This window comes from Pseudomonas sp. HS6 (assembly GCF_023375815.1).
Lineage (GTDB): Bacteria > Pseudomonadota > Gammaproteobacteria > Pseudomonadales > Pseudomonadaceae > Aquipseudomonas.
Map to the genome: position 1 here is coordinate 1,070,651 of NZ_CP067412.1, position 20,161 is coordinate 1,090,811.

The following is a 20,161-nucleotide window of genomic DNA, read 5'->3' on the forward strand; positions in this document are numbered from 1 at the left end:
TAGTAATAACTTCATTCACACGCTCAGCCGGTTTTTAAACATTTTCGCCATCTCTTCCAGCTCAGCGGCCGGGTTATGCCCGATCAACATCCAGGCATGCTCGCGTTCCGTCCAGTACACCACGTTCATCCCGTGCCGGCGTTCATGAGCCAGCGCCTGGCTGCCGCTGTTGGAGCGGGTGACGCACAGTGCCAGCGGGCCGTGATTGGCGTCGAGCCAGGTCATCTGGGCAATCGGCACGCCGTCATACTCAAGCAACTGCGCACGTTTGAATTGTGCGCCGGGCAGCTTCAGCGTTGCTGGCGACAGGCTCAGTCCCAGCCGCGCATCGACGGTGCGCAACTGCGCCAGCTCGGAGGCTTCGTCGGTGGCCAGATGTTCAAGGGTCTGCGGCACGTACAGCGCCATGTAATCGCCCACCAGCTCGCGCCAGTTGTGCGATTGCTGTGCTTGCCAGCCGAGGAACAATCGGTCGGCCGCGACACCCGCGAGCACCATGCCCGCTGCCGCCGCGCCGATAAACCAGCGTCGGCTGAAGCTAGGGCGTTGCGGTGACGGTGCGGCATCCAGCCGGGCTTGCAGACGATCCAGCGGTGCCTGTCGGGCCAGTTCATCGTAGGCGTCGCGATAGGGCAGGTTGCTGCGGCTCAACCACTGCACGCGCAGGTTGAGCAGCGGGTCGTCGGCGATGAGGCTGTCGAGCTGGCTGCGTTGTTCGCGGTCCAGTTCATCGTCCAGATACGCCACCAGTTGCTCGTCGGAAGGCGTATTCATTGCCGGTCTCCTGCGGGGGTATTCGGTACCGCTTGCAGCGGCGGGTATTCGGCCAGTTTCAGGCGGGCGGTGGCCAGGCGACTCATGACCGTGCCGATCGGCACTTGCAGGATCTCGGCGACTTCGCGATAGGACAGGCCTTCGACGTAGGCCAGGTACACCGTTTCGCGCTGGGTTTCAGGCAGCGCATCGACGCGGCGGATCACCTGCGCGGCCATGACGTGGGTCTGGGCGGCGTATTCGCCGTCGAACGTCAGCTGGCTGTCGGCGTCCACCACGCCCTGGCCCTGGCGCACCCGGCGGGCGCGCACTTCGTTGAGCCAAATCGAATGCAGAATGCTCAGCAGCCAGCGATCCATGCGCGTACCGGCCACGTATTGGCCTGAACGCTCCAGCGCCCGCACACAAGTGGCTTGCACCAGATCCTCGGCCACGTGTCGATTGCGCGACAGCAACAAGCCGTAGCGCCACAAGCGCGCCAGGTGTTGTCCGAGTTCGGCTCTGAAGGCCTGATCGCTGAAAATATTCGCCTCCGCGTGTCGTGTCAGGTTTTCGATGAATCGTTGATGGCTTCGGCCAGGTCCCGGTATTCCTCGCAGGACGTGCCGCAGATCTTCTGGATATGCTGCAACTGTTCCTGCGCCAGATCGACGCGGCCCTTGATGACGTAAGCCTCGCCCAGGTACTCGCGGACTTGCGCGTACTGCGGATCTAGCTTCACCGATTGCAGGTAATAACCGATGCCTTCGTCGGTGCGCCCCAGTTTGCGCGTGGCATAGCCGCGATAGTTGAGCGCCTTGGCGGTGTTCGGCTGTTTCAGGGTGTCGAGCAAGGCGAGGGCTTCTTCATAGCGACCGTCCTTGGCCAGGCGATAGGCGTAGTCGGTGCGGTCGGCGTCAGGCACCAGGCTGCTGGTCTGCCTGACGCATTTCTGCGTCTTGCTGTCGAGCACCTGACCTTTCGGGCAGTTGGGTTTCTGTACCGGCTCGTCTTCATCGCCGTGGGCCAGGGCCAAAGGGCTGGACAACATCGCGGCCATCAGCAACGGGGCGGCGAACATAACGGAACGGAAAGTCATGGGCAAGGCTCCATAGTGGGTCATGTCTGATGTTGAACACCGCAAGGTGAAGTTTTATTCATTGCTTTGTCAGGTGCCATTCAAGGAAAGCGCAAACCCGAGCGCTATGCTCCTGACGTCTGTCGTCGATCCGCCGTTCCATTTTGGGAGTCGCGCCATGAAAGATCAGGTTCACCACTCGGCTGCCGCCGGTTACAAGACCGCGGCCGACACGTACATCAAAGGCCGGCCGGACTATCCGCCGGCGGTCACCGAATGGCTGACGACCACACTGGACCTGGATGGCCACAAGACTGTTATCGACCTCGGCGCCGGTACCGGCAAGTTCACCGGACGATTGGTGGCGACCGGTGCTCAAGTGATTGCCGTGGAGCCGGTGGCGCAGATGCTGGAAAAACTGTCTGCCAACTGGCCCGACGTGCTGGCCGTCAGCGCCATGGCGACCGATTTGCCATTGCCCGATGCCTCGGTGGACGCCGTGGTCTGCGCCCAGGCCTTTCACTGGTTCGCCAGCACCGAGGCGCTGGACGAAATCGCCCGGGTGCTCAAGCCCGGCGGCAAGCTCGGGCTGATCTGGAACCTGCGAGACACCAAGGTCGGCTGGGTGCCCAAGCTCGATGCGATCGTCAACGCTTTGGAAGGCGACACGCCGCGTTACTACACCGGCGCCTGGCGCAAGGTGTTCCCGCATCCGGCGTTCGGGCCGTTGCAGACACAGCACTTTCACCATGGTCATACGGGCTCGCCGGAGGATGTGATTTTCAACCGGGTGCGTTCCACCAGTTTCATCGCGGCGCTACCCGATGCGCAGCGGGCCCGGATCGATGAGCAGCTTCGAGCCTTGATCGCGTCCGATCCCGAGCTGCGGGGCAGGGATGTGATGACCGTGCCTTACGAGACTGCCGCGTTCGTGGCGGTGAAGGGCGGCTAGAGTCCTGCATTTGGCCGAACCGCCGTTCTGAGGCCTTGATATAGTTCAGGCCTCATTTTCAGACCGGTAAAGGATTTCTGCCATGACTCAATACACCGCCTTCAGCGTCGAACTGGCCGACAACATCGCCCATGTGCAGATCAACCGTCCGGAAAAAATCAACTCGATGAACGCCGCGTTCTGGAGCGAAATCGTCGAGGTGTTCCAGTGGATCGATGACACCGACGAAGTGCGGGTGGTGGTGCTCAGCGGTGCCGGCAAACACTTTTCCTCGGGCATCGACCTGATGATGCTGGCCGGCGTGGCCAATGAGCTGGGCAAGGACGTCGGCCGCAATGCGCGCCTGCTGCGCAAAAAGATCCTGACCCTGCAAGCCTCGTTCAATGCCGTCGACAATTGCCGCAAACCGGTACTCGCGGCGATCCAGGGTTATTGCCTGGGCGGCGCCATCGACCTGATCGCGGCCTGCGACATGCGCTACGCTGCCGAAGACGCACAATTCTCCATTAAAGAAATCGATATCGGCATGGCGGCTGACGTCGGCACCCTGCAACGGTTGCCACGGATCATCGGTGACGGCATGCTGCGTGAGCTGGCTTACACCGGTCGCACCTTTGGTGCCGAAGAGGCGCGCAGCATCGGGCTGGTCAATCGCGTCTACAGCGACAAGGACAGCCTGATCGAAGGCGTGATGGACATTGCCCGGGACATTGCCGGCAAGTCGCCGATCGCGGTCACCGGCACCAAGGAAATGATCAGCTACATGCGCGACCACCGTATCGACGATGGTCTGGAGTACGTTGCCACCTGGAACGCTGCCATGTTGCAATCCTCCGACTTGCGCGTGGCCATGGCCGCCCATATGAGCAAACAGAAACCCGAATTTCTGGATTGAGAAACCATGACATCTCGCTGGACCACCGCAGTACTGGACACCGATCAACCGGGCGGCTGGGCCGTCGCGCGCAGCCCCGAGGGCTTTCTGTTCGATGACAACGGCGTGCTGTTCCCCCGGGAATGGCTCAAGCGCCAGGACTTGTCGGTCCTCGCCGAGCACGGCATCGGCCATCTTGATGGCGAGCCGGTCTACCTGCTGGAACTGCGCAGCACCAGCGAGGTGCCGGGCTGCAACTGGAAGGGGCTGCGGGCGTTCATGCTCGATGGCGATCACACGATTTACAAAGTGCTGGGCTATGCCGCGCAGATCGGGACGTGGGCCCGTGAACATCGTTTCTGCGGCAATTGCGGCCAGGCCATGACCCAGGTGCCTCGGGAGCGGGCGATGTACTGCCAGCCGTGCGACTTGCGCAGCTACCCGCGCATTTCGCCGAGCATGATCGTGCTGGTGACCCGTGGCGATGAAGTGCTGCTGGCGCGCTCACCGCGCTTCGTCACCGGGGTTTACAGCACGTTGGCGGGGTTTGCCGAGCCTGGAGAGTCGGCCGAGGATTGCCTGATTCGCGAGGTGCGCGAAGAAGTCAGCATCGAAGTGAAGAACATCCAGTACCTGGGCAGCCAGTGCTGGCCGTTTCCGCACTCGATGATGCTAGGTTTCCATGCCGAATACGCCGGTGGCGAGATTGTCTGCCAGGAAGACGAGATCGAAGACGCCCAGTGGTTCAACGTGCACGACCTGCCGCCATTGCCGGCGTCCAAATCGATTGCCCGTTACCTGATCGACGTCTACGTGGCGCGGCGTTTAGGCCACGCTGAACCAGTGCTGCCAGGCTAGACGCACGGTCAAACCCAGCACCACGGTGATGAACACCGGACGAATGAACTTGGCGCCACCGCTGATCGCGGTGCGCGCCCCGAAGAACGCGCCGACCATCACCGACAAGCCCATGCTCAGGCCGATGATCCAGTCCACCTGCCCGGAAAACACGAACACCGACAGCGCCGCAATGTTGCTGACGAAGTTCATGCTGCGCGCCACGCCGCTGGCCTTGACCAGATCGATCGGGTACAGCAGCAGGCTGCTGACGGTCCAGAACGCACCGGTGCCCGGGCCGGCCACGCCGTCGTAGAAACCGAGGCTGAAGCCCTGGGTCGATTGCCACTTTTTCTTGATCGGTGCGTCGCTGTCCAGCGGCGCTTTCGGCGTGCCGCCAAACAACAGGTACAGACCGCAGGCGAAGACGATCACGGGCAGCATCTTGTTCAGCCATTCGGCTGGCAGATAGTGGGCGACGATAGCGCCGGTCAACGCGCCGACCAGCGTGCCGACGATGGCATGCATCCACTGCCGTGGGTGAAACAGCTTGCGCCGGTAAAAAGTGAAACTGGCGGTGGCCGAACCGAAGGTCGAACTCAACTTGTTGGTGCCCAGCACCAGATGCGGCGGCAAACCGGCGGTGAGCAACGCCGGCGTGGTCAACAGACCGCCACCGCCAGCGATGGCGTCGATGAATCCGGCAATGAAAGCGACAAGGGCCAGAACGGCCAGGGTGGTGAGGTCAACGCTGAGTTCGAAAGGCATGGAATCGGCTTATTCGGCAGGTTGCAGAGCTGGGCTGCGGGGAGGGCAATCATGTTACTCATTTCCAACTGTTGCGGCGACCCATAAGGCCCTATCGCTGGCAAGCCAGCTCCCACAAGTTTTGGGGATTATCGCAATATTGTGTGCACTGAAATTACTGTGGGAGCTGCGGTGCGACGATTCGACTTGCCAGCGATGAGGCCAGTCCTTTCCCCGATTGTTCAACTGTTGCCCACCAAACAGGCACCCAACAAATCACCCTCCCACCATGCATTTTGATTGCCTTAAACCCCATTAAACGCGGGCTTCAGGGGCTGGCACGCTTGCTGCTCTACCTCTCTCACCTTCATCAACTGTCCCGGGGACACGCCAATGAGTCAGCAAGCCGTGAAATTTGCCTACTGGGTGCCGAACGTCAGCGGTGGGCTGGTGGTCAGCAAGATAGAGCAACGCACCGACTGGGGCATCGACTACAACCGCAAGCTGGCACAACTGGCCGAGGCGGCGGGCTTCGAATACGCCCTGACGCAGATCCGTTTCACTGCTGGCTACGGCGCCGAGTTCCAACATGAATCGGTGGCTTTCAGCCACGCGTTGCTCGCCGCCACCCGCACACTCAAAGTCATCGCCGCCATTCTGCCCGGCCCGTGGCAACCGGCACTGGCGGCCAAACAGTTGGCGACCATCGATCAACTCACCAACGGCCGGATCGCGGTTAACATCGTCAGCGGCTGGTTCAAGGGTGAGTTCCAGGCCATCGGCGAACACTGGCTGGAGCACGACGAGCGTTATCGTCGCTCGGAAGAGTTCATCCGTTCATTGCGCGGGATCTGGAGTCAGGACAACTTCACCTTCCGTGGCGATTTCTATCGCTTCGACAATTACAGCCTCAAGCCGAAACCGCTGGGCCGCCCGGAAATCTTTCAGGGTGGCAGCTCCCGTGCCGCGCGGGACATGGCGGCACGAGTGTCGGACTGGTATTTCACCAATGGCAACAGCGTCGAGGGCATAAAGGCGCAGGTCGACGACATTCGCGCCAAAGCGGCAGCGAATCATCATTCGGTGAAAATCGGGGTGAATGCTTTTGTCATTGCCCGGGATACCGAAGAGGAAGCCAAAGCGGTGCTGGCGCAGATCATCGATCAGGCTGATCCGGAAGCGGTGAATGCTTTTGGTGATGCAGCGAAACAGGCGGGCAGAGCATCGCCGGAGGGCGAGGGCAACTGGGCCAAATCGACTTTTGAAGACCTGGTGCAGTACAACGACGGTTTCAAGACCAACCTGATCGGCACGCCGCAGCAGATTGCCGAGCGGATCGTGGCGCTAAAAGCGGTGGGTGTGGATCTGGTATTGGCGGGGTTCCTGCACTTTCAGGAAGAGGTGGAGTATTTCGGCCTGCGGGTGTTGCCGTTGGTGCGGGAGCTGGAAGCAAAAGCAGCGCTGAAGCACAGCGCCGAAGTGGCCTGAAGACCCTTCCTGCACAATCTGCAGGAAGGATCGGCTGCTGAATTACAGACCCAGCTCGGACAGCCCCGGATGATCATCCGGGCGTCGACCCAGCGGCCAGTGGAACTTGCGTTCGCTTTCCTTGATCGGCATGTCGTTGATGCAGGCGTAGCGCTGGAACATCAGGCCGTGCTCGTCGAACTCCCAATTTTCGTTGCCGTAGGAACGGAACCAGTTGCCCGAGTCGTCGTGCCATTCGTAGGCGTAGCGCACGGCGATGCGGGTGTCGGAGTAAGCCCAGAGTTCCTTGATCAGGCGGTAATCCAGTTCCTTGGCCCATTTGCGGGTCAGGAAGGCCTTGGCTTCTTCGCGGTTGTTGGCGAATTCGGCGCGGTTGCGCCATTTGGTGTCGAGGGTGTAGGCCAGCGATACCCGCTGCGGGTCGCGGGAGTTCCAGCCATCTTCGGCCAGGCGAACTTTTTCAATGGCCGATTCACGGTTGAAGGGTGGCAATGGCGGACGTACTTCGGCTGCAGTAGACATGTTTGTCTCCCGATAAAATTAACGATTTAACAACTTTTCGCTTATTGAGGCTTTACAGGTCCAATAACTTTCGCGCCATGCATTTCGCATTATCGGCGGCACTGTGATCACCCATCACAAGCGCTACGGTAATGGCGCCGTCAATCAGAATCAGCAACTGTTTGGCCAGCAGTTGCGGGTCCTCGGCACCATGTTCGGTACACAGCTCGCACACGTAGTCGAGCAGCTTCTGTTTGTGGTCTTTGGCGACCAGACGCACCGGATCCTGCGGATCGCCGGTCTCGCCGCTGGTATTGATGAAGGCACAGCCCCGAAAGCCTTCCGAGGCGAACCAGCCCTTGAGCACGGTAAACAGGTTGAGCAGGCGATCGGCAGGGGTTTCGGCCTGATCAACGGCGCTTCTGTACCAGTGCATCCAGCGCACGTCGCGGCGTTGCAGGGCGGCGACGGTCAGCTCCTCCTTGTTGGCGAAGTAGCGGTAGATACTCTTTCTGGAGACACCGGCGGTTTTCACCAGAAGATCCATCCCGGTGGCGGCGATGCCACTCTTGTAGATCAACTTTTCGGTGACATCCAGAATGATGTCGCGGGTCGTGTCATTGCTTGTGATTTCGTTCATGTGGCGAACAGTAGAACGATCGTTCTCCATGGTCAAGCTGCATTTTTCATTGCCAGGAAAATTGAGATCGCCAGCAGGCTGGCTCCCACATTTGAAATGCATTCCTTTGTGGGAGCCAGCCTGCTGGCGATGAAGTTATTACAGGCACTCACAAGACCCGAAGGAGTTGATGGTGTAAGCTCTCGGGTTCTTCGGATTCGACCCATTGCGAGCCCTATGCCGTTGCTTTTCAAACGCTCTCTGCTGCCCAAGTTGCGCAGCTTTCCGCTGACCGCCGAGGCCGTGACCATTCTGTCCGGCGCCGCCGAGTTCCGTCGTTGCCTGCTGGAGAAAATCGCCCAGGCGACCCAGCGCATCTACCTCGTCGCGCTTTATCTGCAAAACGACGAAGCCGGTCAGGAAATCCTCGATGCCTTGCACGCTGCCAAACTCAAGCGTCCCGAGCTTGAAATCGTTGTGGTCGTCGACTGGCTGCGCGCTCAGCGTGGTTTGATCGGTGCCGGCAAGCAGCCGGGCAACTCGGCCTGGTATCAGGAAATGACCCGCACCCACCAGAGCGTGGTGCCGGTCTACGGCGTGCCGGTGCAGACCCGCGAGCTGTTCGGCGTGCTGCATCTGAAGGGCTTCGTGATCGACGATTGCGTGGTCTACAGCGGCGCCAGCCTGAACAACGTCTACCTGCATAAATTCGACAAGTACCGTTTCGACCGTTATCACGTGCTGCAGAGCCGTGAACTGGCGGACTCGATGCACCATCTGGTCAAACACGGCCTGATCGAGTCGAAAGCAGTGCATCGCCTCGACCTGCCGAACCTGCCGACCACCCGCAGCCTGCGCAACGACATCGGCGACCTGCGCAGCCGCCTCAAATACGCGACGTACGACACCAGTGCCGGCAGCACGGCGCACACTGGCCTGTCAGTCAGCCCGTTGCTCGGCGTGGGCAAGAACAACCCGTTGAACCGGGTGATTCTGGAGCTGATCGCCAGCGCCCAGAAGCAACTGACCATCTGCACGCCGTACTTCAACCTGCCGCTGGGGGTGATCCGCGAGGTCAACCGGGCGCTGGCGCGCGGCGTGAAGATAGACATCGTGGTCGGCGACAAGACCGCCAACGACTTCTACATTCCGCCGACCGAGCCGTTCAAGGTGATTGCCGCGCTGCCGTATCTCTATGAGATCAGCCTGCGTCGTTTCGCCAAGCGTCATCAGCGCAACATCGACAGCGGCCAGCTGAACCTGCATTTGTGGCGCGAGGGCGACAACAGTTACCACCTCAAGGGCATGTGGATTGACCAGCGCTACACACTGCTGACCGGCAACAACCTCAACCCGCGTGCCTTCCGTCTCGATCTGGAAAACGCGCTGCTGATCGATGACCCGAAAGGCGAGTGGCTTGAGCCACGGCGTCTTGAGCTGGAAAACATTTTCGAGCACACCCAGCGGATCGAGCGATTCCAGGATCTGGAAGCCTTGCCGGATTACCCGAGCGGGGTGGCCAAGTTCCTCAAACGCGTGAGCCGGGTGCGGGTCGAGCGGTTGCTCTATCGCATCCTCTAAGATCCGAAATCTTTAGCGCGGCTTAAGACGCCATCGCGGGCAAGCCCGCTCCCACAAGGTCTGTGCCGGATCACTGTTCAGTGAACGGCGCAAAACCAGTGGGAGCGGGCTTGCCCGCGATGAGGCACTACAAAACGCTGTAGAACTCAGTTCAGACCCAATTTTCCACGCAATGTGGAAAGGTCTTCTGCCAGGGTATTGACCGGGCCAACCAGCGCCTTGCGGTCGTTTTCCTTCACTTTGTCATAGGTCTCGAAGCCACCGTCCTTGGTCTTGTACTTGGCCAGGATCTTGTCCACGGCGGCGAAGTTCTTGTCGACTTTGGCAACGAAGGCCTTGTCTTGCTTCTCGATCTGCGGACGGAACAGCTCGACGATTTTCTTCGCGCCGTCGATGTTGCCCTGGAAGTCATAGAGATCGGTGTGGCTGTAACGGTCTTCCTCACCGGAGATCTTGGTGGCGGCGACTTCTTCCAGCAAGGCGGCAGCACCGCCGACAACTTTCTCAGGCGGGAAGGTCAGGCCGGCGACGCGGGTCTGCAGGTCCTGGACGTCTTTATCCAGTTTGTCGGCCAGATCGTTCAGGCCCTGGGTGCTCTTCTCCGAGAACAGCGAGTACTCGATGCGGTGGAAACCGGTGAAGTCTTCAGCCTTCACGCCTTTTTCGTGGTCGTCGACGCGGGAGTCGATGGACGCGTCGAGGTCACTGAACAGCTCGGCAATCGGCTCGATCGACTCGTAGTAGACGCGGGTCGGTGCATAGAGCTTCTGCGCGGTAGCCAGGTCGCCCTTTTTCACGGCATCCGTGAATTGCTTGGTGTGGGTGCCAAGTTGGTCCAGTTGCTCGGTGACGTAGATCTTGTAGTCCGAAACCGGCCCGACCAGATCCAGCGGCGCGGTCGCGGCGAACACCGACAACGGGGTGTTGAGTAAACCTAAGGTCAGCAATAACGCGATGGGCGTCTTTTTCATGGGGGCGGCTCCTGTTGAATGCTATGCAGTTGTTTTTGGTTGGGTAGCGTTGAGCAGCGAGCGACCGATGAAATCCTTGTCGCCCGTAACACCCGGCAGGGTGAAGAAGTAACCGCCGCCGACCGGCTTGAGGTATTCCTCCAGCGGCTCGCCGTTGAGGCGGGTCTGTACGGTGATGAAGCCTTTTTCCAGGTCGGCCTGGTAGCAGATGAACAGCAGGCCCATGTCGAGCTGGCCGTTCTTGTTCACGCCGTTGGAGTAGTTGAAGGGCCGGCGCAGGATCAGGTTGGCCTGGGTCGCGGCGGTGCGCGGGTTGGCCAGGCGGATGTGCGCGTCGAGCTTGGTCAGCTTGCCTTCCGGGTCCTTGCTGTAGTCCGGCACTTCGGTCTCATGGCTGGCGCCCATCGGCGCGCCGGTGGTTTTGACTCGGCCGATGATGCTTTCCTGCTCCTGCAACGGTGTGCGGTCCCAGCGTTCGACGAAGTTGCGGATGATCCGCACCGCCTGATAGCTGCCGTGAACAGCCCAGGCCGGTTCGTCGCTGCCCGGTTGCACCCAGACGATACGATCCATGGCTTTGCCGTCGTTGGAATCCGGATTGGCCGAACCGTCGCGAAAACCCAGGAAGTTACGTGCCGATTGCGCTGGCACACCGGGTTTGGCCGGGGCTTGCGGCGGCACGCTGCCTTCCTGCTTCCAGCGCACCAGCAGCAGGTCCGGCAGGTTCTTCACAATGTCGCGCAAGGCGTGGATGTTGGTGTCGGCGGTGTTGGAGCAGAACTGCAGGCTCAGGTCGCCGTGGCAGCAATCGGCTTCCAGTGCATCGTTGGGGAAGCCGACCATGCGGATCAGGCGCTTGGGCTTGGCGGCGGCGAGGCCAAAACGCTCGTCGAACAGCGATTCGCCCACCGACACGGTGATGGTCAGGTTGTCCGGCGTGACCACCGGGCCGAGGATGCCGGAGTCCGGCGGCGGCAATTTTGGATCGATCTGCGCGACCGGGCCGCCCTTCATCAGGAACGCGATGCGCTCGTTGAGGGTGCGGAACAAGCGCTCCAGGTCTTCACGGTCGCTGGCCAGCACATCGAACGACACCAGCATGCCGGACGCCGGACGCGGGGTGACGATGCCGGTCTGGTGCGCGCCATGAAAGTCGTGGTGATCTTCGGTCTTGTCGCTGCTCGGCGCTTCGGTGACTTGCGCAGGTGCGGCGGCCATCGCCGGGCAGCTCAGGGCCGTGCCGGCCAGTGCGACACCGGCGGCGCCCATGCCCATCAGTACGCGGCGGCGTTGCAGGTTGAAGTGTTCGGAATCGTTCATCGGTATTCGTCTTCTACTTACAGGCCGGAGAGGCCGAGGGCGGGATCAATGGCGTCGAGGGCGTCGGCCAGAGCCTTGGCCTTGTCGGCGATCTGCTTGCGTTGCTCACCGTTGACGGTGTCGTAACTGGCGTAGCCGTCCTTGACCTTGAAGCCGTTCAGCGTGGTATCGAAATCAGTCAGCGCGCTGTCGATTTTCGGCAGCAGATCGGCGGCGGATTTCGTCAGCATTGGTCGCAGCAATTCGACGACTTTGTGCGCGGTCTCCAGATTCGCTGCAAAACCGTTGAGGTCGCCGTGGCTGTAGCGTTCCTCTTCGCCGCTGGCGGCGCGCACGTCGGCCAGGGTGTTGAGATTGCGCACGAGGATTTCCACCAGTTGCTCCGGCGGCAGCGACTGCGCGAGCAACTGTTGTTTCAAGGTGGTGACGTCGCCCAGCAGGCGCTCGGCCACCGGCGACAGACCGTCGAGGCTGCGTTGCTGGAACAGCGCGTACTCGATTCGATGGAAACCGACAAAGGCCGGATCCTGTTCGCGCTTCTCGAAGTAATCGGCGCGGGCGTTGATGCTGTTGTCCAGCTCGGCCAGGCGTTGTGCGGCCGGGGCCAGACGTTGATACGCCGCGCGGGCCGGCAGGTACGCCGCTTGCGCTTGGGCCAGATCACCGCTGGTGATCGCTTGATTGAGTGCGGTGACGGCTCTGATCAATGCGCTGCTCTGGGTGGCCAGATACACGCGGAACTCCGACAGCGGCCCGACGAAGGCGACCATCGACGGCTTGGCCTTGGCGGCGGCATCGGAGGCGGCGGTCGGCGTGACATGCAGCACACCGCGCGGATTGCTCAGCAGGCCGCAGGTGATGGCGTAGTCGCCGGGTTGCAGGTTGGCGTTGATTACCTGGCTGAGGCCCGGGGCGATGTTCTCGCGTTCTTCGATCACCAGCACGCCGTCGAGGATTTCCCATTCCACCGCCCGGTCCGAGCGGTTGACGATGCGGAAACTGGCGCGGCCCGCAGGTACGCTCAGCTCGTTGGGCTCGCAACTGCCAGGGTGGATGTTGACCACCACTTCGTCATGGTTGTGCTGACGCTTGGCCGCAGCCATTTTCGAGGCGTAGTAGAACAGGCCACCGGCGGCGATCATCACGACCACCGAACCGGCCACCGCCCAGCGCAAGGCGCGGGGAGGGGAGGCCTGAGGAGTATTAGGCTTTGACATGGAGGCCCTTATTGGCTGGAAGCGGAATTCGAAGCGGCGGCTTTGGGCGCCGGTGCGGGAGCCGGGTAGAAGAACATCACCAGCGCCACCACCAGGTAGATCAGGTACGCACCGAGGGTGCTGACGGTCGGGGCATCCTGATAACCAAACATGCCGGCCAGCACCGAGCCCAGCGGGCCGTCCATCGGCAACGTCGCGCTGAAGTCGAAGAGCACGGTTTGCAGGTGATTCCAGACGCCGGCTTCGTGCAGCGCCTGCACCGAGTTGGAGAGAATCCCGGCAGCGACCACGAGAATGAACAGCCCGGTCCAGCGGAAGAACGCCGACAGGTTCAGGCGCATGCTGCCGCTGTAGATCAGGAAGCCGACGACGATGGCCAGAATCAGGCCGAGCAGGGCACCAATCGGCGCGCCAGGACCCTCGCTCTGCTGGAACACCGCGAGCAGGAAGAACACCGTTTCCAGCCCTTCCCGGGCGACGGCAAAAAACACCATGGCGATCAGCGCGATGACCTGATGCTTTGAGGAAGTCAGTGCGTGATCGAGGGACGCCTGCAGCGAATGCTTGATCGACCGCGCGACCTTGCGCATCCAGAACACCATGGAGCTGAGAATGCCCACGGCGACGAGACCGACCACGCCTTCGAACAGTTCCTGCTGTTTCTGCGGGAATTCGGCGCTGACCAGTTCCAGGCCACCACCCACCAGCAGCGCCAGCGCAGCGGCGAGAAATACGCCGATCCATACCGCCGGCATCCATTGGCCACGACCGGTCTGTTGCAGGTAGCTGGCGATAATGCCAACGATCAGCGCGGCTTCAATGCCTTCACGCAGCATGATCAGAAAGGGAACGAGCATTCGGCATCCACTGGGTCATTTGAAGAGGTTACAAGTTGTAACATAATGAAAGTCATTCTCACATGTCACTCATTGACATTTACCTGAACGGTAGCTGAACGAGCCTGAAGAACAACCATTCTCATGTAAGCCAAAGGCATTTCCGAGCGTGAGCGAGCTGTGTCTCGATGGCTGCGTTAAGATGCCAGCCACTCGAACAACAACAGGATTTACCTCGATCCATGTCGGAAAAAGACACCATCGCCATTCAACTGGTGCGCGAAGCACTGCTGCAAAGTTGTGCCCCGGGCGTGGCCACGGAAGAAGTCTTGAACAAGGTCGGCATTGAGCCGGTGCTGTTGCTCACCGATGACGCCCGCGTCCCGGCCAGCCAGTACGCGCGGTTGTGGCGATTGCTGGCGCGGCGGGGCGATGACGAGTTCTTTGGCATGGACCCGCGCAAGCTGAAATCCGGCAGTCTGGAATTCCTCTGTCGCAGCGCGATGGCCCAGCCGAATCTGGCTGCCGGGTTGAGCGCCGGTTTGAATTTCCTGTCGCTGATGCTCGAGCGCATGCCGGCGCAACTGGTGCACCAGCAAAGCCTGGCGGAAATCGTCCTGCTGGAGGACGACCCCGAGCCGCGCCGCGCCTTCACCTATTTCACCTACTGGATGATCGTCCACGGCGTGGCGTGCTGGCTGGCGGGGCGGCGGATTCCGATCCTCGCCATCGAGCTGCGCTGCCCGGCGCCCGAGTTCTGCGATGACTACCGAGTGATGTTCTCGGAGAACCTGCGTTTCGACCGGCCGCGCACACGAATGATCTTCGCTGCCGACGTGCTGGATCTGCCGATCAAGCGCAGTGCCGAGGAGTTGAAGCGTTTCCTCGCCCATGCCCCGGCCAACATTCTGGTGAAGTACCGCGACCCGGAAAGCCTCGCCAGCCGTATCAAGCAGGATCTGCGGCAATTACCCGCCGAACAGTGGCCGGAAACCGAAGCCCTGGCCCAGCAGCTGTGCATGTCGGCCTCGACCCTGCGCCGACGTCTGGCGGAGGAAGGGCAGACGTATCAAGGCATCAAGGACAGCGTGCGCAAGGAACTGGCGATCACCTGGCTGGCGGAACCTTCGATCAGTTTTGCCGAGATCGCCACGCGATTGGGGTTTGCCGATGCGAGCTCGTTCTACAAGGCGTTTCGCAAGTGGTCGGGGACCAATCCTGGGCATTACCGCAGCCTGATCCTGAACGAAGCGGTCTGATCCTCGCTGTCCCCACTGACTCTCGTTCCCACGCAGAGCGTGGGAACGATCAATCGACGCAAACCTTGGCCAAACCAGTCATCCATCTTGATGGCTTTGACCATTGCCCCGCACCCCGCATGGCGCGAGTATTCCTCTGTTGTTTACGGTTCCCCAACCTAATAAAAACACAGAGGGATTCTGGCAATGCGCGATTACTTGTCTGCCACCCAGCAGTTTGATTATCAGCACACCGTGGACGCCGCACTCAGCGGCTCGCTCGAGGCGCTCAACGCCTGCGTCGAATGTTGTGACCGTCACGCCTTGCCGGGGCGCATCGCGCTGTTCTGGGAAGGCCGCGACGGCGCCAGTGCGACGTATACCTTCAGCGATCTGCAGGACAAAGCCGCGCGTTTCGCCAATTTCCTCCTCGCCCAGGGCGTGCAGAAGGGCGACAAGGTCGCCGGCCTGCTGCCGCGCAATATCGAATTGCTGATCACCGTGTTCGCCACCTGGCGCATCGGCGCGGTGTATCAACCGCTGTTCACCGCGTTCGGCCCGAAAGCCCTCGAACATCGCCTGAACAGCTCCGGCGCCAAAGTCGTGGTCACCGATGCGGTCAATCGGCCGAAGCTCAGCGAAGTCGCCGAATGCCCGACGCTGGTCACCGTCGGCGGTCCGAAAGGCCAGGGCATCGTCCGTGGCGATTTCAGTTTCTGGGCCGAGCTGCCCAACCATTCCAATGTCTGCGAACCGGTGATGCTGACCGGCGAAGACCCATTCCTGCTGATGTTCACCTCGGGCACCACCGGCCCGTCGAAAGCGTTGTCGGTGCCGCTCAAGGCAGTCGTTGCGTTCCAGAGCTACACCCGCGATGCCGTGGATCTGCGCCCGGAAGATGCGTTCTGGAACGTCGCCGATCCGGGCTGGGCGTATGGCATCTATTTCGGTGTGACCGGCCCGATGTCGATGGGTCATCCGATTACTTTTTACGATGGCCCGTTCACCCTCGAAAGCACTTGTCGGGTGATCAATAAATACGGGATCACCAATCTCACCGGTTCGCCCACGGCGTATCGCCTGCTGATTGCCGGCGGCGATGAATTCGCCAAGTCGATCAAGGGCAAGCTGCGCATCGTCAGCAGCGCCGGCGAGCCGTTGAACCCGGAAGTGATCCGCTGGTTTGCCGACAACCTCGGCGTGGCTATTCACGACCACTACGGCCAGACCGAACTGGGCATGGTGCTGTGCAACCACCACGGCCTCGAACACCCGATCCACCTCGGTGCCGCTGGTTTTGCTTCGCCGGGCCATCGCATCGTGGTGCTCGACGATCAGTACAACGAACTCGGCGTCGGCCAGCCCGGCATCCTCGCCATCGACCGCACGCAATCGCCGATGTGCTGGTTCGCCGGTTACGAAGGCGCACCGACCAAGGCGTTCGTCGGCGATTACTACCTGAGCGGCGACACCGTGGAGTGGAACCCGGACGGCAGCATCAGCTTCGTTGGTCGCAGCGATGATGTAATCACCACCTCCGGCTACCGGGTCGGCCCGTTCGACGTAGAAAGTGCACTGATCGAACACCCGGCCGTAATCGAAGCCGCAGTGGTCGGAAAACCTGATCCCGAGCGCACCGAACTGGTGAAAGCCTTCGTCGTGCTCAACCCGCAATACCGCGCGGAACCGGCGCTGGCCGAAGAACTGCGTCAGCACGTGCGCAAGCGTCTGGCCGCGCATTCGTACCCCCGTGAAATCGAATTTGTCAGCGAGTTGCCGAAAACCCCGAGCGGCAAATTGCAGCGCTTTATCTTGCGCAACCAGGAAATCGCCAAGGCTCAAGAGGCCGCGGCGCACAACGTTTCAGCTTGAATCCAAGGAAACAGTCATGCAGATCGAGAACAAGGTTTTTATCGTCACCGGCGGTGCGTCCGGCCTGGGTGCCGCTACCGCTGAATTGCTGGTGAGCGCCGGCGCCAAAGTGATGCTGGTGGACATGAACGCCGAAGCCGTTGCCGCTCAGGCCCAGCGCCTCGGCGCGCAAAGCGTGGTGGCCGACATCAGCAACGAAGCCGCCGCCGAAGCCGCCGTGCAGGCAACGGTAAAAGCTTTCGGTAGCCTGAATGGTCTGGTGAACTGCGCCGGCATCGTTCGCGGCGAGAAGATCCTCGGCAAGAACGGCCCGCACGCGCTGGCCAGTTTCGCTCAGGTGATCAACGTCAACCTGATCGGCAGCTTCAACATGCTGCGTCTGGCGGCAGCGGCGATTGCCGAAAGCGAAGCCAACACCGACGGCGAACGCGGCGTGATCATCAACACCGCCTCCGTCGCTGCGTTTGACGGCCAGATCGGCCAGGCGGCGTATTCCGCGTCCAAGGGCGCCATCGCCAGCCTGACCTTGCCCGCCGCCCGTGAACTGGCGCGCTTCGGCATCCGCGTGATGACCATCGCCCCGGGCATTTTCGAAACCCCGATGATGGCCGGCATGACTCCGGAAGTGCGCGATTCGCTGGCCGCGGGCGTGCCGTTCCCGCCGCGTCTGGGCAAACCTGCCGAGTACGCCGCGCTGGTGCGGCATATCATTGAAAACAGCATGCTCAACGGCGAGGTGATCCGTCTCGACGGCGCCTTGCGTATGGCCGCCAAGTAAGGAGGATTTCTCATGACCATCTCCAACGATCCGATTGTCATCGTCAGCGCCGTCCGCACCCCGATGGGTGGTTTCCAGGGCGAACTGAAAAGCCTGACCGCACCGCAACTGGGAGCCGCTGCAATCAAGGCGGCGGTTGAACGCGCCGGTGTTGCCGTCGATGCGGTCGATGAAGTGCTGTTCGGCTGCGTACTGCCGGCCGGTCTGGGCCAGGCGCCTGCGCGTCAGGCTGCACTGGGCGCCGGGCTGGATAAATCCACCCGCTGCACCACCGTCAACAAAATGTGCGGCTCGGGCATGGAAACCACCATCCTCGCTCACGACATGCTGCTGGCCGGCAGCGCCGATGTGGTAATCGCCGGTGGCATGGAAAGCATGTCGAACTCGCCGTATCTGCTGGACCGCGCCCGCGCCGGTTACCGCATGGGCCACGGCCGGGTGCTGGACTCGATGTTCCTCGACGGCCTCGAAGATGCCTACGACAAGGGTCGCCTGATGGGCACCTTCGCTGAAGACTGCGCTGAAACCAACGACTTCAGCCGCGAGGCTCAGGACGCTTTCGCCATCGCCTCGACCACCCGCGCCCAGCAGGCGATCAAGGACGGCAGCTTCAAGGACGAAATCGTTCCGCTGACCGTGACCGTCGGCAAGGAACAAGTGCTGATCAGCAACGACGAGCAACCGCCAAAAGCCAAGCTGGACAAGATCGCCTCGCTGAAACCGGCGTTCCGTGAGGGCGGCACCGTAACCGCAGCGAACTCCAGTTCGATCTCCGACGGCGCAGCGGCACTGGTGCTGATGCGCCAGTCGCAAGCGCAGAAACAGGGGCTGAAACCGCTGGCGGTCATTCACGGCCACGCCGCATTTGCCGACACCCCGGGCCTGTTTCCGGTGGCACCGATTGGCGCGATCAAGAAGCTGATGAAGAAAACTGGCTGGTCGCTGGATCAGGTCGATCTGTTCGAAGTCAACGAAGCCTTCGCCGTGGTCGGTATGGCGGCGATGAAGCACCTGGACATTCCACACGACAAGCTCAACATCCACGGCGGCGCCTGCGCCCTGGGCCACCCGATCGGTGCCTCCGGCGCGCGGATTCTGGTGACTTTGCTCTCGGCCCTGCGCCAGAAAGGCCTGAAACGCGGCGTCGCGGCGATCTGCATCGGCGGCGGCGAAGCCACGGCGATGGCTTTGGAATGCATTTAGGTTGACCCCCTTACCCTGTGGGAGCGACGGTGCGACGGTCGACTTGCCCGCGATGGCGGTGGGTCAGATGGCAAATATGTTGAATGACACGGCCCCATCGCGGGCAAGCCCGCTCCCACAGAGTTCTGTGTTGTAACCAGGATTTAAGGATTTGCCATGATTCCCAATGACGACCAACAACAAATTCGCGACATGGCCCGGCAGTTTGCCGAGGAACGGCTCAAACCGTTCGCCGCCGAGTGGGATCGCGAGCACCGCTTCCCGAAGGAAGCCATCGGCGAAATGGCCGAACTGGGCTTCTTCGGCATGCTGGTGCCGGAGCAGTGGGGCGGTTGCGACACCGGTTACCTGGCCTACGCCATGGCCCTGGAAGAGATCGCCGCCGGCGACGGTGCCTGCTCGACCATCATGAGCGTGCACAACTCGGTGGGTTGCGTGCCGATCCTCAAGTTCGGCAACGACGACCAGCGCGAGCGTTTCCTCAAACCGCTGGCCAGCGGCGCGATGCTCGGTGCTTTTGCCTTGACCGAACCGCAGGCCGGTTCCGATGCCAGCAGCCTGAAAACCCGCGCACGGCGGGAAGGCGATCACTACGTGCTCAACGGCTGCAAACAGTTCATCACCTCCGGGCAGAATGCCGGGATCGTGATCGTGTTTGCCGTCACCGATCCGAGCGCCGGCAAGCGCGGGATCAGCGCGTTTATCGTGCCGACCGATTCGCCGGGCTACAAAGTTGCTCGCGTCGAAGACAAGCTCGGCCAGCACGCTTCGGACACCTGCCAGATTCTGTTCGAAGACGTGAAAGTACCGGTCGCCAACCGGTTGGGCGAGGAGGGTGAGGGTTACAAGATCGCCTTGGCCAACCTCGAAGGCGGCCGCGTCGGCATCGCTTCGCAATCGGTGGGTATGGCCCGTGCCGCGTTCGAGGCGGCCCGTGACTACGCCCGCGAGCGCGACACCTTCGGCAAGCCGATCATCGAGCACCAGGCCGTGGCGTTCCGCCTGGCGGACATGGCCACCCAGATCGCCGTGGCGCGGCAAATGGTGCATTACGCCGCCGCCCTGCGTGACAGTGGTCAGCCGGCGCTGGTCGAGGCATCGATGGCCAAACTGTTCGCCTCGGAAATGGCCGAGAAGGTCTGCTCCATGGCGTTGCAAACCCTGGGCGGTTACGGTTACCTGAACGACTTCCCGCTGGAGCGCATCTACCGCGACGTGCGGGTCTGCCAGATCTACGAAGGCACCAGCGACATTCAGCGTATGGTCATTTCGCGCAATCTTTGAGAAGGAATCTGC

At 61.4% G+C, this 20,161-nt stretch carries 20 protein-coding genes; 10 read left to right on the forward strand and 10 right to left on the reverse strand.

Annotation, left to right across the window (positions count from 1 at the left end; all coding sequences use genetic code 11):
* Window positions 1-15 precede the first annotated feature (15 nt).
* The 3 genes from JJN09_RS04980 to JJN09_RS04990 all read right to left on the reverse strand — a co-directional run bounded on the left by JJN09_RS04980 (window position 16) and on the right by JJN09_RS04990 (window position 1,852).
* Window positions 16-774 (reverse strand): anti-sigma factor, encoded by a 759-nt coding sequence (locus tag JJN09_RS04980; RefSeq protein ID WP_249486018.1) that lies wholly within the window; start codon window positions 772-774, stop codon window positions 16-18.
* Entirely contained in the window at window positions 771-1,229 is a 459-nt protein-coding gene (locus JJN09_RS04985) for an RNA polymerase sigma factor (protein ID WP_244142484.1), read from the reverse strand. Before JJN09_RS04985 ends, JJN09_RS04980 begins: the two co-directional genes overlap by 4 nt.
* Window positions 1,230-1,318: 89 nt before the next feature.
* Complete coding sequence (locus JJN09_RS04990; protein ID WP_249486019.1) at window positions 1,319-1,852, reverse strand: tetratricopeptide repeat protein; 534 nt, start codon at window positions 1,850-1,852, stop codon at window positions 1,319-1,321.
* Window positions 1,853-2,009: 157 nt separating this feature from the next.
* On the opposite strand from JJN09_RS04990, the gene JJN09_RS04995 reads away from it, so the two are divergent.
* The 3 genes from JJN09_RS04995 to nudC all read left to right on the forward strand — a co-directional run bounded on the left by JJN09_RS04995 (window position 2,010) and on the right by nudC (window position 4,515).
* Entirely contained in the window at window positions 2,010-2,783 is a 774-nt protein-coding gene (locus JJN09_RS04995) for a class I SAM-dependent methyltransferase (RefSeq protein ID WP_249486020.1), read from the forward strand.
* 82 nt (window positions 2,784-2,865) lie between these two features.
* Window positions 2,866-3,678, forward strand: a complete 813-nt coding sequence (locus JJN09_RS05000) for a crotonase/enoyl-CoA hydratase family protein (protein ID WP_249486021.1) — start codon at window positions 2,866-2,868, stop codon at window positions 3,676-3,678.
* Between the two features lie 6 nt (window positions 3,679-3,684).
* The gene (gene nudC / locus JJN09_RS05005; RefSeq protein ID WP_249486022.1) at window positions 3,685-4,515 is read left to right on the forward strand and encodes an NAD(+) diphosphatase; all 831 of its coding nucleotides are present in this window, start codon (window positions 3,685-3,687) and stop codon (window positions 4,513-4,515) included.
* Here nudC and JJN09_RS05010 read toward each other — a convergent pair.
* Window positions 4,483-5,262: a TSUP family transporter gene (locus JJN09_RS05010; RefSeq protein ID WP_027611974.1), complete on the reverse strand. Its 780-nt coding sequence runs from the start codon at window positions 5,260-5,262 to the stop codon at window positions 4,483-4,485. The two genes, nudC and JJN09_RS05010, sit on opposite strands and share 33 nt — an antisense overlap.
* Before the next feature lie 372 nt (window positions 5,263-5,634).
* On the opposite strand from JJN09_RS05010, the gene sfnG reads away from it, so the two are divergent.
* Window positions 5,635-6,729, forward strand: coding sequence for a dimethylsulfone monooxygenase SfnG (gene sfnG / locus JJN09_RS05015; RefSeq protein ID WP_249486023.1), 1,095 nt, complete (start codon window positions 5,635-5,637; stop codon window positions 6,727-6,729).
* A gap of 42 nt (window positions 6,730-6,771) precedes the next feature.
* Here the strand turns inward: sfnG and JJN09_RS05020 are convergent, their stop codons facing one another.
* Both JJN09_RS05020 and JJN09_RS05025 read right to left on the reverse strand, forming a co-directional pair.
* Window positions 6,772-7,251 (reverse strand): nuclear transport factor 2 family protein, encoded by a 480-nt coding sequence (locus tag JJN09_RS05020; RefSeq protein ID WP_085709991.1) that lies wholly within the window; start codon window positions 7,249-7,251, stop codon window positions 6,772-6,774.
* Between the two features lie 52 nt (window positions 7,252-7,303).
* Window positions 7,304-7,870 (reverse strand): TetR/AcrR family transcriptional regulator, encoded by a 567-nt coding sequence (locus JJN09_RS05025; RefSeq protein WP_249486024.1) that lies wholly within the window; start codon window positions 7,868-7,870, stop codon window positions 7,304-7,306.
* Window positions 7,871-8,086: 216 nt separating this feature from the next.
* Between JJN09_RS05025 and pssA the strand changes: the two genes are divergently transcribed.
* Complete coding sequence (gene pssA, locus JJN09_RS05030) at window positions 8,087-9,430, forward strand: CDP-diacylglycerol--serine O-phosphatidyltransferase (RefSeq protein WP_249486025.1); 1,344 nt, start codon at window positions 8,087-8,089, stop codon at window positions 9,428-9,430.
* Between the two features lie 146 nt (window positions 9,431-9,576).
* On the opposite strand, the gene efeO (JJN09_RS05035) is transcribed toward pssA, so the two are convergent.
* Genes efeO (JJN09_RS05035) through efeU form a run of 4 tightly spaced genes read right to left on the reverse strand, consistent with a single transcriptional unit; the run spans window position 9,577 to window position 13,795 of the window.
* Window positions 9,577-10,401, reverse strand: coding sequence for an iron uptake system protein EfeO (gene efeO, locus JJN09_RS05035; protein WP_249486026.1), 825 nt, complete (start codon window positions 10,399-10,401; stop codon window positions 9,577-9,579).
* Window positions 10,402-10,422: 21 nt separating this feature from the next.
* Window positions 10,423-11,721: an iron uptake transporter deferrochelatase/peroxidase subunit gene (gene efeB / locus JJN09_RS05040; RefSeq protein ID WP_249486027.1), complete on the reverse strand. Its 1,299-nt coding sequence runs from the start codon at window positions 11,719-11,721 to the stop codon at window positions 10,423-10,425.
* Between the two features lie 17 nt (window positions 11,722-11,738).
* On the reverse strand, window positions 11,739-12,938 hold the full coding sequence (efeO, locus tag JJN09_RS05045) for an iron uptake system protein EfeO (RefSeq protein ID WP_249486028.1): 1,200 nt from the start codon (window positions 12,936-12,938) through the stop codon (window positions 11,739-11,741).
* A gap of 8 nt (window positions 12,939-12,946) precedes the next feature.
* Entirely contained in the window at window positions 12,947-13,795 is an 849-nt protein-coding gene (efeU, locus tag JJN09_RS05050) for an iron uptake transporter permease EfeU (protein ID WP_249486029.1), read from the reverse strand.
* Between the two features lie 221 nt (window positions 13,796-14,016).
* Here efeU and JJN09_RS05055 point away from each other — a divergent pair, with 221 nt between their 5' ends.
* From JJN09_RS05055 to JJN09_RS05075, 5 genes are all read left to right on the forward strand, one after another.
* Window positions 14,017-15,033, forward strand: a complete 1,017-nt coding sequence (locus tag JJN09_RS05055; protein WP_249486030.1) for an AraC family transcriptional regulator — start codon at window positions 14,017-14,019, stop codon at window positions 15,031-15,033.
* Window positions 15,034-15,219: 186 nt separating this feature from the next.
* Window positions 15,220-16,884 (forward strand): AMP-binding protein, encoded by a 1,665-nt coding sequence (locus tag JJN09_RS05060; RefSeq protein ID WP_249486031.1) that lies wholly within the window; start codon window positions 15,220-15,222, stop codon window positions 16,882-16,884.
* A 16-nt stretch (window positions 16,885-16,900) separates the two neighbouring features.
* Complete coding sequence (locus JJN09_RS05065) at window positions 16,901-17,662, forward strand: SDR family NAD(P)-dependent oxidoreductase (protein WP_249486032.1); 762 nt, start codon at window positions 16,901-16,903, stop codon at window positions 17,660-17,662.
* A 12-nt stretch (window positions 17,663-17,674) separates the two neighbouring features.
* Complete coding sequence (locus JJN09_RS05070; RefSeq protein ID WP_249486033.1) at window positions 17,675-18,865, forward strand: acetyl-CoA C-acyltransferase; 1,191 nt, start codon at window positions 17,675-17,677, stop codon at window positions 18,863-18,865.
* 156 nt (window positions 18,866-19,021) lie between these two features.
* Entirely contained in the window at window positions 19,022-20,149 is a 1,128-nt protein-coding gene (locus JJN09_RS05075; protein ID WP_249486034.1) for an acyl-CoA dehydrogenase, read from the forward strand.
* The last annotated feature ends 12 nt before the right edge of the window (window positions 20,150-20,161 follow it).

Coding starts and splice junctions, on each gene's coding strand:
- JJN09_RS05020 (WP_085709991.1), bottom strand. CDS start 7,251: ATGTCTACTGCAGCCGAAGTACGTCCGCCATTGCCACCCTTCAACCGT.
- JJN09_RS05025 (WP_249486024.1), bottom strand. CDS start 7,870: ATGAACGAAATCACAAGCAATGACACGACCCGCGACATCATTCTGGAT.
- efeB (WP_249486027.1), bottom strand. CDS start 11,721: ATGAACGATTCCGAACACTTCAACCTGCAACGCCGCCGCGTACTGATG.
- JJN09_RS05075 (WP_249486034.1), top strand. CDS start 19,022: ATGATTCCCAATGACGACCAACAACAAATTCGCGACATGGCCCGGCAG.
- efeO (WP_249486028.1), bottom strand. CDS start 12,938: ATGTCAAAGCCTAATACTCCTCAGGCCTCCCCTCCCCGCGCCTTGCGC.
- nudC (WP_249486022.1), top strand. CDS start 3,685: ATGACATCTCGCTGGACCACCGCAGTACTGGACACCGATCAACCGGGC.
- efeU (WP_249486029.1), bottom strand. CDS start 13,795: ATGCTCGTTCCCTTTCTGATCATGCTGCGTGAAGGCATTGAAGCCGCG.
- JJN09_RS05065 (WP_249486032.1), top strand. CDS start 16,901: ATGCAGATCGAGAACAAGGTTTTTATCGTCACCGGCGGTGCGTCCGGC.
- JJN09_RS04980 (WP_249486018.1), bottom strand. CDS start 774: ATGAATACGCCTTCCGACGAGCAACTGGTGGCGTATCTGGACGATGAA.
- sfnG (WP_249486023.1), top strand. CDS start 5,635: ATGAGTCAGCAAGCCGTGAAATTTGCCTACTGGGTGCCGAACGTCAGC.
- JJN09_RS05060 (WP_249486031.1), top strand. CDS start 15,220: ATGCGCGATTACTTGTCTGCCACCCAGCAGTTTGATTATCAGCACACC.
- pssA (WP_249486025.1), top strand. CDS start 8,087: ATGCCGTTGCTTTTCAAACGCTCTCTGCTGCCCAAGTTGCGCAGCTTT.
- JJN09_RS05070 (WP_249486033.1), top strand. CDS start 17,675: ATGACCATCTCCAACGATCCGATTGTCATCGTCAGCGCCGTCCGCACC.
- JJN09_RS05055 (WP_249486030.1), top strand. CDS start 14,017: ATGTCGGAAAAAGACACCATCGCCATTCAACTGGTGCGCGAAGCACTG.
- JJN09_RS04995 (WP_249486020.1), top strand. CDS start 2,010: ATGAAAGATCAGGTTCACCACTCGGCTGCCGCCGGTTACAAGACCGCG.
- JJN09_RS05010 (WP_027611974.1), bottom strand. CDS start 5,262: ATGCCTTTCGAACTCAGCGTTGACCTCACCACCCTGGCCGTTCTGGCC.
- JJN09_RS04990 (WP_249486019.1), bottom strand. CDS start 1,852: ATGACTTTCCGTTCCGTTATGTTCGCCGCCCCGTTGCTGATGGCCGCG.
- efeO (WP_249486026.1), bottom strand. CDS start 10,401: ATGAAAAAGACGCCCATCGCGTTATTGCTGACCTTAGGTTTACTCAAC.
- JJN09_RS05000 (WP_249486021.1), top strand. CDS start 2,866: ATGACTCAATACACCGCCTTCAGCGTCGAACTGGCCGACAACATCGCC.